The organism is Pararhizobium sp. P1_E7, from assembly GCF_056405855.1.
Window position 1 is genome coordinate 26,524 of sequence record NZ_JBFUBH010000032.1, and the last position, 11,698, is coordinate 38,221.

An 11,698-nucleotide genomic window follows, 5' to 3' on the forward strand; every position below is an offset into this window, starting at 1 on the left:
CGGGCCTGCTGCGCTCCTTGTCAGAAAGCCGCAAAACCTCTATTTTGCTGGAGTGGTGACTGGAGCGCGAACTCCAGCCACCGTTTGCTTAGTTAAAGAATTGGACCCGCACGGTGATTAACCAGCTCGGGCGGGTTTTTCTTATGCCAAGCGTGACGCTAGATGGTCGCAACCACATAGATCACCTCCACATTCAAGGACTGGGCTGCGTCCTGCTACAGTCCGGGAAGCCCATCCGCCCGGATGCGCCAGCTGGCATGGCGTTGCTGCTTTCGCCCTCGAACGCCTCAAACACTACTGCGACTCGACACTTTTGCAACCACAAGGCGATTTCCTTTTGTGGGCAAAAAAGTGGGAAGCGGCTTTTTATGAGGACGCTCTTGATTTGCTAAGGGCAAAGCGACTAGCTATCGCAACCCTCCGCGATGCAAGGAACCTGCCATGAGCGCGCTTGTCGACCAGCTGAAATCCACCGTTTCCGAGACCAACGCAACCGACATCCGGTCGGCTTTTGCGAGCGATCCCAAGCGCTTCGCCAAATACAGCGTCACGCTTGACGACATGCTGTTCGATTTTTCGAAATGCGCCGTGAATGACAAGGTTCTCGACGGGCTGGAGGCGATCGCCAAGGCTGCCAGGGTCACTGACAAGCGCGATGCGATGTTTGCCGGCGATATCATCAACATCACCGAAGGCCGCGCTGTTCTGCATACGGCATTGCGCAACCGCTCCAACACGCCGGTACTGGTCGATGGCAAGGACGTTATGCCGGATATCAACGCCGTTCTTGCGGCCATGGGTACCTTTTCCGACGGCATCCGCTCAGGCGCGCTGAAGGGTGCGACCGGCAGGAAGATCACCGACGTCGTCAATATCGGTATCGGCGGCTCGGACCTCGGCCCCGTCATGGCGACGCTGGCCCTGGCGCCCGATCACGATGGCCCGCGCCTGCATTTCGTCTCCAATATCGACGGCGCCCATATTGCCGACACACTGAAGCTGCTGGACGCCGAAACCTCCCTGTTCATCGTCGCCTCGAAGACCTTTACCACCATCGAGACGATGACCAATGCGGCGACCGCGCGCGCCTTCATCGCCGGGAAGCTCGGGGAAAAGGCCGTCGGCCATCATTTCTGCGCAGTCTCCACGGCGCTCGACAAGGTCGCCGCCTTCGGCATCGACAGCGACCGCATCTTCGGCTTCTGGGATTGGGTCGGCGGGCGCTACTCGATCTGGTCGGCCATCGGCCTGCCGCTGATGATTGCCGTCGGCAAGGAGAATTTCGGCGAATTCCTCGCCGGCGCCCATGCGATCGACAACCATTTCCGCACAGCCCCCTTGCGCGAAAACATCCCGATGCTGCTTGGCCTGCTCGGCTTCTATCATCGCAACGTGCTCGGCTACGCGACGCGCGCCATCCTTCCCTACGATCAGCGCCTGTCGCGCTTCCCGGCCTATCTGCAGCAGCTCGACATGGAATCGAACGGCAAGGGTGTGACGCTTGACGGCTTGGCCGTCGAAGGCAATTCCGGCCCGGTCGTCTGGGGTGAGCCCGGCACCAACGGCCAGCACGCCTTCTACCAGCTGATCCACCAGGGCACGAGCATCATCCCGGCCGAATTCATGATTGCCGCCAACGGCCACGAGCCTGACCTGCGCCACCAGCATCAGCTCCTGATGGCCAATTGCCTGGCCCAGTCGGAGGCGCTGATGAAGGGCCGCACGCTTTCGGAAGCCAAGGCCCAGATGGCATCGAAGGGCCTGGACAAGGATTTCATCGAGCGTATCGCTCCGCACCGTGTCTTTCCCGGCAACCGCCCGTCGCTGACCTTCGTCTACAATCAGATGACCCCCTTTACCCTAGGCCGCCTGATCGCACTCTACGAACACCGCGTCTTCGTCGAGGGGGCCCTTTTCAACATCAATTCCTTCGACCAGTGGGGCGTCGAACTCGGCAAGGAACTGGCAACAGGCCTGCTGCCCGTCGTCGAAGGCAGGGAAAGCGCTGCCGGGTATGATTCATCGACCGCGGGGCTGGTTGCTGCCCTGCTGAAGGCTGGAAGATAACGATCGGGCAGTTCCGGCAGACCCTGATGAATACAGGCTGAATGCACAATTCAGCCTGTATTCGGACACAATGCGATATCCCTGACACTGCGTCCTCAAGCCGGAGAAATCTGCGGCGGCGCACGGGTCTAGGGCATAACGTGGAACACTATTTCTTCGATTTGCATTTCGGCAACGAACAGGTCGTCGATGAGGACGGCGTCGATCATTTCGACGTCGGATCCGCTGTCTATCACGGCCAGCGAATTGCCGACAAGATTGGCCGCGATGCCGACTACCGGTCGCTCACCGTCCATGTCCGCACAATCCAAGGCTCTGTCCTCGCGATTGTTGCCGCCTCGGCCGGCCGTGGATACGAGCAACTGGCCTTGATGGGTAGATGATGAGCCCAGCCGCCCCAGATCACGTCATACGCGAAACAGGTTTTCGCTCATGAACTTCACGAACGCCTGTATTTTCGGGGACAGATGCCGGCTGGACGGCCACAGAATGCTGAACTCGCCGACATCCTCGATATAGTCGGCCAGAACCGGTACAAGCTTTCCCTCGCCGATCTGACCGCGGATCGTGAACAGCGGCAAACAGGCAAGGCCAAGCCCTTGCTCTGCCATGCTGACGAGCGGCTCGAGCGTGCTCGCAAGGGAGGATACCGGCAGTTCCAATTTGCCCTGCCCCGGATCAAGTCTTAGCGGCCAGCGTTCGAGCTTCCCGGAAGATGGGTATTTATGATGAAGGCAGATATGGGCCGGCAGGTCCCCAGGCCTTTCAGGAATTCCGAAGCGCGCGAAATAGTCCTTCGCTCCGACGATACGATGGGAGAACTTCCCCAAAGTCCGCATCATCAGGCGGCTATCGCTTAGGTCTCCGGTTCGAACCACGGCGTCGAAACCCTCTTCGATGACATCGACCAGGCGGTCCGTGAAATCGAGATCGATGGAGACTTCCGGGAACAAACGCATGAACCTGGTGATCACCGGCATGAACAGCATTCCGGCGAGCGGCAGGCTGACGCGAAGGCGGCCACGCGGCGCGGCGAGCGTTTGCGTCAGCTCCTGCTCGGCTGCTTCTATCTCGGAAAAAATCCTGCGGCAGCGTTCGAGGAACATCGTACCCTCCGCAGTGATCGCGATGCTGCGCGTACTGCGGTGAAACAGGCGGACACCAAGTCTCTTTTCCAGACGGGCGATTGCCTTGCCGACAGCCGACGAGGAGATACCGAGAACCTCACTTGCTCCGACAAAGCTGCGGGTTTCAGCAACGATCACGAATACATTCAACGAACCGAATTTTTCCACGGTAGACGCTCCATTGCGGACATCGATGTCCGGTATCAACGGAGCCATACCCGATTTTTTCCCTCATCGTCACAAACTAAGTCTCATCCCGGCAGCATATTCCGCCGATCGTTTTGCAGATGGAGACAACGTGACCCACTCCCCAAAGGCCGAATTTCAACTCTCCCCCCAACCCACCGTGTTCGTCGTGAACGTCATTCACGCCCACCCGGGAAAACAGGATGAGGCATTCCGGATCATCCAGGATGTCGTCCACTATGTTGCCGAACGAAAGGCCGGCTTTCTTTGGAGCAACCTGTCGAAAAGCACCGATGGCAAGACCGTCGTGAATATCGAGGCAATTCACAGCGCCGACAATGTCGACGAGTTCTTTTCCGACCCGGTTTTCGTCGAGAAATTCAAATCCTTGGACGCAGTGTCGAAAAGCGAATTTCATATCTACAAGGTCTCCGAACTCGTGCTTCCTGCCATAAGCGCAACATAGGATCGACCATCGCCGGGCGCGGCTGGCTGCGCCCGGATCAGCTGACCGCCGGGAACCGCGCGCGAGACGATCGCTGGGTAGGCCGATCATCCGCCTGTCATCCAATCGTGCTCAAACGGTTCAACGGCAGCCGCCACCTGATTCGATCATCAGTCGGTGCTTGCAGGCATATGACAAAGCCGCGTCGAGGCCTTTTATGGAGAAAACAGTTCTTGTCGTCACCGATGCCTGGCACCCGCAGGTGAACGGTGTCGTACGCACGCTTGATGAGCTCGCCCGCTCCCTGAAGGAACAGGGCATTGCCATTCATTTCCTGACGCCGGAGCGTTTTGCGACCTTTCCGCTGCCCTTCTATTCCGATATCCGGCTGGCGCTTCCGATGCGGCGTCAGGTGGCAAGCGAGATCGATGCGGTTGCGCCCGACTATATCCACATCGCCACGGAGGGACCGCTTGGCCTTGTCGCGCGCGGCATTTGCCTGCGCAGGGGGCTGCCGTTCACGACGAGCTATCACACCCGGTTTCCGGAATTCGTCAGTGCCCGGCTACCCATTCCGGAGAGCTGGAGCTACTGGTGGCTGCGCCAGTTCCACAATTCCGGTAACGGCATGATGGTCGCCACCGCCTCGCTCGGGACGGAAATGGCCGCGCACGGCTTTCACAACATCAAGCGCTGGACGCGCGGCATCGATACCGCGCTCTTCGATCCGGCGCGCCGCCAGGACTTGCCGTTCCCCCGCCCGATTTTCCTCAATGTCGGTCGGGTGGCCGTCGAGAAGAACCTGCCGGCCTTCCTTGATCTCGACCTGGCGGGCAGCAAGCTTGTCGTCGGCGATGGGCCTGACCTTGCCAGCTTACGGCAGCGTTATCCGGATGTGCATTTCCTCGGCAAACGCCTGGGCACGGAACTCGCGGCGATCTATGCGTCGGCGGACGTCTTCGTCTTTCCAAGCCGGGTCGATACATTCGGCAACGTCATTCTGGAGGCGCTCGCCAGCGGCTGCCCGGTTGCCGCGTTTCCGGTCACGGCTCCGAAGGATATTCTGGGGGATGGCGGCGGCGTGCTGTCTAGCGATCTGCGCCAGGCAGCCCTTGATGCGCTGACACTGTCGCGGGAGGATGCGCGGCAAAAAGCACTGACATTCAGCTGGAGCGAATGCGCCCGGCAGTTTCTCTCAAATCTCGCCGGGGTACCTCGTAGCGCCTTTGCCGGCCGCGGCCGCAAACTGAGGTCTGCGGCTTACACGACAACGGGGAACTAAAGCCCGATCTCGTAGCTCCACGGCGGGTTTGCCCCTGCCCGCGAGACCGTGACGGCGGCGGCCTTGGCACCAAGCGCCAGCGCATCGCGGACGGCCTGTTCGCTGAGCGTAGCAACGTGTTCCTTGGTCAGCAGATTGTTCATCTTCAGCGAGGCGAGAATGCCCGCGTCGAACGTATCGCCGGCGCCGACGGTATCGACGACATCGACCTTTTCGCCCCGCACCGACACCTTGCCGCGCGCCGTATAACCATCAGCCCCTTCGGCGCCCTTGGTGATGACGACGAGTTTCGGGCCGCGCGTCAGCCACTTGGCCACCAGTTCGTCATGGGTGCCCTCTTCGCCGAACCAGTCGAGGTCCTCGTCGGAGAATTTGACGATATCGGACATCGCCGCCATGCGCAGCATGCGGGCCTTGTGGGCTTCTGCATTCTGAATGAAGCCGGGGCGAATATTCGGATCGAAGGAAATCACCCGCTTCTGATGCTCGCGTGTCATCAGCGCTTCGTAAGTCGAGCCGCACGGTTCCGGAATAAGGCTGATCGCGCCGAAATGCAGCGCCTCGCAGAAATCGCCAAGCGCCGGCAGGTGTTCCCTGGTGATCATCCGGCCGGCGGTATTCTCGTCGAAGAAGGCATAGGTTGCCGAACCGTTGACCAGTTTGACGAAGGCAACGGTGGTGTGCAGCGGCAGGGTCGCGCAGGGGCCGAAATCGACGTTGCTGGATTTCAGCGTGTCGCGCAGCATATCGCCGAACATGTCGTCGGAGAGGCCGGTGAAGAAACCGGTAGGAATGCCAAGGCGCCCGAGGGCGATTGCCGTGTTGAAGATCGCACCACCGGAATAGGGTGCAAATGCCACCTCCCCTAACGCCGTCTGGCGCGGCAGCATGTCGATCAGGGCTTCCCCACAGCAAACGATCATGGCGACGTCCTCCCCTTCAATGATTGCATTTCAATCGATTTAAGACAAACCGCACCAGAATTCCAGCACTGTTTTCAGGCCGGTGCGAGTTCGCTGACGCCGCCATTGCGGCCGGACCATTCGAGCGGCGCATTGAGGAAGGCCTCGACCTCGAACAGCGTCTTTTCATCGAACAGTTTCTGCGCCTTGGCAACGGCCAGAACATCGCGCCATGTGGCGATATTGTGCAGCGTCACGCCCTTGTCCTGCATCTCTGCGCGGGCTTTGGGGAAGATATCATAGTAGAACAGGGCAATGCCGTGATCGACCACGCCGCCGGCTGCGCGGATGGCGTCGATGAACTTGAACATCGAGCCGCCGGCCGTCGTCAGGTCCTCGATGACGAGGACGCGGGCGCCTTCCGGCATATGGCCTTCGATCTGCGCATTGCGGCCGTGGCCTTTCGGGGCCTTGCGGACATAGATCATCGGCAGCGCCAGGCGCTCGGCCAGCATCGCGGCGAAGGGAATGCCCGCCGTCTCGCCGCCGGCGATGACATCGAACTGCTCGAAACCGGCTTCACGCAACACGGTGGCTGCGGCAAAATCCATCACCGCCGAGCGGATGCGCGGATAGGAGATCAGCTTGCGGCAGTCGATATAGACCGGGCTCGCCATGCCGGACGCCAGCTTGTAGGGCTTGTCGGCACTGAAATGCACCGCCTTGATTTCCCACAGCATCTTGGCGACGAGTTCAGCCATCACGGCCTTGTCGGGAAAGGTTGTATGGATCATCTATATCTCCGCTTCACGCTTGTTGCATTATTACTTTTGCGAACCTTTTCTCGATCGCGGCCTTGATCCCTCGACGGTAGTTCCAGGCAAAGCAACAGGAATACTGAAAGATACCCTACTGACCTCCTTGTTCTGGTTCTGAGAGGTATCCTTGCCGCCCAACTCAATGCCCAAAACTTTGATTCTACCTTTTGTTTCCCCCTTGTTCGTGTCCGAAGCGGTCACTGCAATATCAAATTTAATGGCCTGCTGGTGATCGGATACATTTTCGACGTTACCCCACATAGGTGCAATGGCACCCCTACGTGTGTCGCTACGCGCAATTTCCGTCCCCGCTTCTTGGACGGCATCAAATATATCGAGAAGTGTTTGTTTGACGAAGTCTTTGAGATCCATATCACTTACCTTTTGCGTTCCGCGACATTCCAGTGCAGCCGGAACATCGGATCAAACACCGTCACCGTGCCGGCCTCCGTCTCGATCTTTTCGGGAAATGTCACCGCTTCCGCCTGCTTGCGCAGCGTGATCGTCTCCTCGTTGACCGGCAGGCCGTACCAGGCCGGGCCATTCAGCGATGTGAAGGCCTCCAGCCGGTCCAGCGCGTTCTCCTGCTCGAACACATGGGCAAGGCAGCTCATCGTGTTGATCGAGGTGTAGATGCCGGCGCAACCGCAGGCGCATTCCTTCAACGGATCCACATGCGGGGCGGAATCGGTGCCGAGGAAGAAGCGGCCGTCGCCCGACGTCGCCGCAGCCCGTAGCGCAAGGCGATGCAATTCGCGCTTGGCGACCGGCAGGCAGTAATAATGCGGGCGAATGCCGCCGACCAGGATGGCGTTGCGGTTGATGATCAGATGATGGGTGGTGATCGAACCGGCGAGATTGGCCTTGGCGGACTTGATGTAGTCGATGCCGTCCTTGGTGGTGACATGCTCCATCGTCACCTTCAATTCCGGCAGGCGGGCACGCAACGGCTCAAGCACGGTTTCGATGAAGACAGCTTCGCGATCGAAGATATCGATTTCGGGCGTGGTGACTTCGCCGTGGACACAGAGCGGCAGGCCGATCTTGGCCATGCGCTCCAGGACCGGCATGGCATTTTTGAAATTGCGCACGCCGCCATGCGAATTGGTGGTGGCGCCGGCCGGATAGAGTTTGACCGCCTTGATCAGGCCGCTTGAATGACCGGCTTCGACATCGTCCGGATTGGTGCCTTCGGTCAGATAGAGCGTCATCAGCGGCTCGAAGCGATCGCCCTTCGGCAGCGCCGCCAGGATGCGTTCACGATAGGCCGTGGCATCGGCCGTGGTGACCACCGGCGGCACGAGGTTGGGCATGATGATGGCGCGGGCGAAGTGGCGGCTGGTATCGCCGATCACGCCCTTGAGCACATCGCCGTCACGCAGATGCAGATGCCAGTCGTCGGGGCGGCGGATTTTCAGTTCGGTGACGGACTGTGGGCTCATGGCGGATATCTCCAGACGCAATCTTGTCGCGCATGGGTTCGGGGCATGCGCTGACCGAAGGCTCCGATAGCATCAATGTGTGGCGAAAAACAATGATCGATTGGCTGATATCAGGCCGTTTCGAAAATCTCGATGGCGATGTCGGCCGGTCGCGAATTGTCGAGGATCCGCTTTCCGTTCGGCAGATCGTTGCCGTAGAGCTTCCATTCGATACCGGCGGCATCCAGTCCATAGTGGATCCAGCGCTGCCGCAGCCGCTCTTCCAGAACCGCATAGGGCGGGCCGACGAAGATCGACAGGTCGAACATGCCGTCGAGCCGCGACCATGGGGCCTCGTTCAACAGCAGGTAATTGCCTTCCGCCAGGATGATCCGCGTCTCAGGGGCCACCGGCCGGGCCGAAGCGATGGCGATTTCGCGGGACCGGTCGAACACCGGCACGAGAACCTCCTCGTCCGCTTTTCGAACCGCCGAAATGATATCGATGAAGGCACGGACGTCGAACGTTTCCGGCGCACCCTTGCGTTTCAAAAGGCCGCGCTCTTCGAGAATGCCGTTGTCGATGTGAAAGCCGTCCATCGGCAGCACGGCGGATTTTTCGCCGCGCTTGGTCAACTCTTCCTGCAGCGCATCGGCAAGCGTGGATTTGCCGGCCCCGGGAGGGCCGGCAATGGCAACGATGAAGCGGGGCGATCTGCCCGCCTTCTCGACAATGCTGTCCGCGATGGCGGCAAGCGTCATGGTCATGCGGCGGCTGCCTCCGGCGGCACCTTGGCGCCGGTCATGAAGGCGACGGCATCCGACATCGTATAGTCCTTCGGATTGATGACGCAGAGGCGTTTGCCAAGCCGGTGGATATGGATGCGGTCCGCCACTTCGAACACATGCGGCATGTTGTGCGAGATCAGGACGATCGGCAGGCCGCGCTTGCGAACGTCGAGGATGAGCTCGAGAACCTTTCGCGATTCCTTGACGCCGAGTGCTGCGGTCGGCTCGTCGAGAATGATGACCTTGGAGCCGAAGGCCGCCGCGCGAGCAACCGCAACACCCTGACGCTGGCCGCCGGACAGCGTCTCCACCGCCTGGTTGATGTTCTGGATCGTCATCAGGCCGAGCTCGGAAAGCTTGTCGCGGGCGATCTTGGCCATCTTCGGACGATCGAGCATGCGAAAGAGCGAACCCATCGGACCGGGTTTGCGGATTTCGCGGCCGAGGAACATGTTGTCGGCGATCGAGAGCGCCGGCGACAGAGCGAGGTTCTGGTAGACGGTTTCAATGCCGGCCTCGCGGGCGTGCAGCGGCGACCGGAAGCTGACGACCTGGCCCTCAAGCCGGATTTCGCCTTCGTCTGGATGGACAGCGCCGGAAATCGCCTTGATCAGCGAGGACTTTCCGGCGCCGTTGTCGCCGATCACGGCGAGGATTTCGCCGGGATAGAGGTCGAAATCGGACTGGTCCAGAGCGGTGACGCGACCGTAGCGCTTGACGAGACCGCGTGCGGTGAGAAGGGGTTCCATCAGCCTGCTACCTTTCTGATCCACTGGTCGATACCGACGGCCGAGATAATGAGCACACCGGTCAACAGCACCTTCCACTGCGGATCGGCGCCAAGCATATTAAGACCCATCGACACAACGCCGACAATCAGCGCACCGAACAGGGTGCCAAGGATCGAGCCGCGGCCGCCGAACAGCGAGATGCCGCCGATAACTGCCGCCGTGATGGCCTGAAGGTTATAGTCCGTGACCGCCCAAGACGGTGAGATCGAGCCGTTGCGGCCGATCGAAACCCAGGCGGCAAGTGCTGCGATGGCGCCGGCCAGACCATAGACGCCGAGAAGCACTTTCTTGACCCGGATACCTGACAGTTCAGCAGCTTCCGGATCGTCTCCGACCGCATAGACGTGGCGTCCCCAGGGCGTGTGGTTGAGCGCATACCAGAGCACCAATACAACGAGCACCATCATGATGACGCCGAGCGTCAGGACGGCGGAACCGAGCTTGAGGCTAATGCCGAAGAAACCGAGCAGCGGGGCTGCGGTTTCGATATCGGCACGACGGATCGTCGCATTGGCCGAATAGATGAAATTCGCTGCCATGACGATGTTCCAGGTGCCGAGCGTCACGATGAACGGAGGCAGCTTCATCCGGGACACAAGAAAGCCGTTCAGCAGGCCGAATAAAGTTCCGGTCACGAAGCCAGCCAGAACCGCAAGAGGTGCAGGCATGCCGTAGGTGACAGCGCAGTTGCCCATGACCACAGCCGAAATCACCATGATGACCCCGATCGACAGGTCGATACCGGCGGTCAGGATAACGAGGGTCTGGGCAGCACCGAGAATACCGACAACGGCAATCTGCTGCAGAATGAGCGTTAGCGTGTTGGCGGAAAAGAACCGGTCGCCTTTGAGGACGCCGAACACGATGATGGAAACGACGAGCACGATCGCCGGCACGGCGGCCGGTGTCGAATGCAGAAAATGCTGAACGCGCCGCAGAAGCGAGCGATCCTCGAATGAAGCGACGGTCTTGTCGCTCTGATCCAGTGTTTTTTCGAATTCCTGGACGCTTGTCATGACAACGCCTCCCTCCCAAAAGCCCGGCCTACCAACCGGTTGTTGAAAAGGGCGGCCTTTGAAACCGCCCTTTCATATTGATTGTGTGCTGAAAGCCCTAGAGCATCAACCCCAGCACTTGTCCGTGCCGGTCTTGACGTCGATCGACTCGACACCTGTGGCCGGCTTGTCGGTGACGAGCGCAACGCCGGTGTCGAAGAAGTCCTTGCCTTCGGTCGGCTTCGGCTTGGTGCCGTCCTTGGCATACTGGGCAATCGCTTCGATGCCGAGCGATGCCATCAACAGCGGATACTGCTGCGATGTCGCGCCGATAACGCCTTCGGCCACCGACTTGACGCCCGGGCAACCGCCATCAACGGAAACGATCAGAACGTCCTTTTCCTTGCCGACGGCTTTCAACGCTTCATAGGCGCCGACGGCAGCCGGTTCGTTGATCGTGTGGATGACGTTGATGTCCGGATCCTTCTGGAGAAGGTTTTCCATGGCCGTGCGGCCGCCTTCTTCATTGCCGTTGGTCACGTCATGGCCGACGATGCGGGCATCGTCTTCGTCGCCGATCTTGCTCGCGTCCTTCGGGTCGATGCCGAAGCCGATCATGAAGCCCTGGTCACGCAGGACGTCGACCGTCGGCTGCGAGGGAACGAGATCGAGGAAACCGATCTTGGCGTCCTTGGCCTTGTCGCCCAGCGTTGCAGCGGCCCAGGCGCCGATCAGCTTGCCGGCCTGCAGGTTGTCCGTGGCAAACGTTGCGTCGGCAGCGGTGGCCGGATCAAGCGGGGTGTCAAGGGCGATGACCAGAAGACCGGCATCCTGTGCCTTCTTGACCTGATCGACGATGGCCTTGGTGTCGGAAGC

The 11,698-nt window shown here is 60.1% G+C and carries 13 protein-coding genes; 4 read left to right on the forward strand and 9 right to left on the reverse strand.

What is annotated here, in order from left to right:
* The first annotated feature begins 441 nt into the window (after positions 1-441).
* Both pgi and AC1D17_RS21110 read left to right on the forward strand, forming a co-directional pair.
* Positions 442-2,067 carry a glucose-6-phosphate isomerase gene (gene pgi, locus AC1D17_RS21105; protein ID WP_477567267.1) on the forward strand — a complete coding sequence of 542 codons (1,626 nt, stop codon included), beginning with the start codon at positions 442-444 and terminating at the stop codon, positions 2,065-2,067.
* Positions 2,068-2,207: 140 nt separating this feature from the next.
* Entirely contained in the window at positions 2,208-2,450 is a 243-nt protein-coding gene (locus tag AC1D17_RS21110; protein WP_477567268.1) for a DUF6894 family protein, read from the forward strand.
* A gap of 24 nt (positions 2,451-2,474) precedes the next feature.
* On the opposite strand, the gene AC1D17_RS21115 is transcribed toward AC1D17_RS21110, so the two are convergent.
* A complete protein-coding gene (locus AC1D17_RS21115; RefSeq protein ID WP_477567269.1) occupies positions 2,475-3,362 on the reverse strand; it encodes a LysR family transcriptional regulator in 888 nt (295 codons plus the stop codon).
* Between the two features lie 130 nt (positions 3,363-3,492).
* On the opposite strand from AC1D17_RS21115, the gene AC1D17_RS21120 reads away from it, so the two are divergent.
* Together AC1D17_RS21120 and AC1D17_RS21125 are read left to right on the forward strand one after the other, a co-directional pair.
* On the forward strand, positions 3,493-3,846 hold the full coding sequence (locus AC1D17_RS21120; RefSeq protein WP_477567278.1) for an antibiotic biosynthesis monooxygenase: 354 nt from the start codon (positions 3,493-3,495) through the stop codon (positions 3,844-3,846).
* A 196-nt stretch (positions 3,847-4,042) separates the two neighbouring features.
* A complete protein-coding gene (locus AC1D17_RS21125; RefSeq protein WP_477567270.1) occupies positions 4,043-5,107 on the forward strand; it encodes a glycosyltransferase family 4 protein in 1,065 nt (354 codons plus the stop codon).
* Here AC1D17_RS21125 and AC1D17_RS21130 read toward each other — a convergent pair.
* The 8 genes from AC1D17_RS21130 to AC1D17_RS21165 form a co-directional block, all read right to left on the reverse strand.
* Positions 5,104-6,030: a carbohydrate kinase family protein gene (locus tag AC1D17_RS21130; RefSeq protein WP_477567271.1), complete on the reverse strand. Its 927-nt coding sequence runs from the start codon at positions 6,028-6,030 to the stop codon at positions 5,104-5,106. The two genes, AC1D17_RS21125 and AC1D17_RS21130, sit on opposite strands and share 4 nt — an antisense overlap.
* A 74-nt stretch (positions 6,031-6,104) precedes the next feature.
* Positions 6,105-6,803 (reverse strand): orotate phosphoribosyltransferase, encoded by a 699-nt coding sequence (locus AC1D17_RS21135; protein WP_477567272.1) that lies wholly within the window; start codon positions 6,801-6,803, stop codon positions 6,105-6,107.
* Between the two features lie 30 nt (positions 6,804-6,833).
* A complete protein-coding gene (locus tag AC1D17_RS21140) occupies positions 6,834-7,199 on the reverse strand; it encodes a hypothetical protein (protein WP_477567273.1) in 366 nt (121 codons plus the stop codon).
* A 5-nt stretch (positions 7,200-7,204) separates the two neighbouring features.
* Positions 7,205-8,269: a dihydroorotase gene (pyrC, locus tag AC1D17_RS21145; protein ID WP_477567274.1), complete on the reverse strand. Its 1,065-nt coding sequence runs from the start codon at positions 8,267-8,269 to the stop codon at positions 7,205-7,207.
* A gap of 110 nt (positions 8,270-8,379) precedes the next feature.
* Positions 8,380-9,015, reverse strand: a complete 636-nt coding sequence (locus AC1D17_RS21150; RefSeq protein WP_477567275.1) for a nucleoside triphosphate hydrolase — start codon at positions 9,013-9,015, stop codon at positions 8,380-8,382.
* Entirely contained in the window at positions 9,012-9,785 is a 774-nt protein-coding gene (locus AC1D17_RS21155) for an ATP-binding cassette domain-containing protein (protein ID WP_264220717.1), read from the reverse strand. Before AC1D17_RS21155 ends, AC1D17_RS21150 begins: the two co-directional genes overlap by 4 nt.
* A complete protein-coding gene (locus AC1D17_RS21160; protein ID WP_477567276.1) occupies positions 9,785-10,843 on the reverse strand; it encodes an ABC transporter permease in 1,059 nt (352 codons plus the stop codon). The genes AC1D17_RS21155 and AC1D17_RS21160 overlap by 1 nt, the downstream gene beginning before the upstream one ends.
* A gap of 105 nt (positions 10,844-10,948) precedes the next feature.
* A partial coding sequence (locus AC1D17_RS21165) for a substrate-binding domain-containing protein (RefSeq protein WP_477567277.1) occupies positions 10,949-11,698 on the reverse strand: 750 nt, incomplete at its 5' end.

Coding starts and splice junctions, on each gene's coding strand:
- pyrC (WP_477567274.1), bottom strand. CDS start 8,269: ATGAGCCCACAGTCCGTCACCGAACTGAAAATCCGCCGCCCCGACGAC.
- AC1D17_RS21140 (WP_477567273.1), bottom strand. CDS start 7,199: ATGGATCTCAAAGACTTCGTCAAACAAACACTTCTCGATATATTTGAT.
- pgi (WP_477567267.1), top strand. CDS start 442: ATGAGCGCGCTTGTCGACCAGCTGAAATCCACCGTTTCCGAGACCAAC.
- AC1D17_RS21150 (WP_477567275.1), bottom strand. CDS start 9,015: ATGACCATGACGCTTGCCGCCATCGCGGACAGCATTGTCGAGAAGGCG.
- AC1D17_RS21155 (WP_264220717.1), bottom strand. CDS start 9,785: ATGGAACCCCTTCTCACCGCACGCGGTCTCGTCAAGCGCTACGGTCGC.
- AC1D17_RS21160 (WP_477567276.1), bottom strand. CDS start 10,843: ATGACAAGCGTCCAGGAATTCGAAAAAACACTGGATCAGAGCGACAAG.
- AC1D17_RS21130 (WP_477567271.1), bottom strand. CDS start 6,030: ATGATCGTTTGCTGTGGGGAAGCCCTGATCGACATGCTGCCGCGCCAG.
- AC1D17_RS21125 (WP_477567270.1), top strand. CDS start 4,043: ATGGAGAAAACAGTTCTTGTCGTCACCGATGCCTGGCACCCGCAGGTG.
- AC1D17_RS21135 (WP_477567272.1), bottom strand. CDS start 6,803: ATGATCCATACAACCTTTCCCGACAAGGCCGTGATGGCTGAACTCGTC.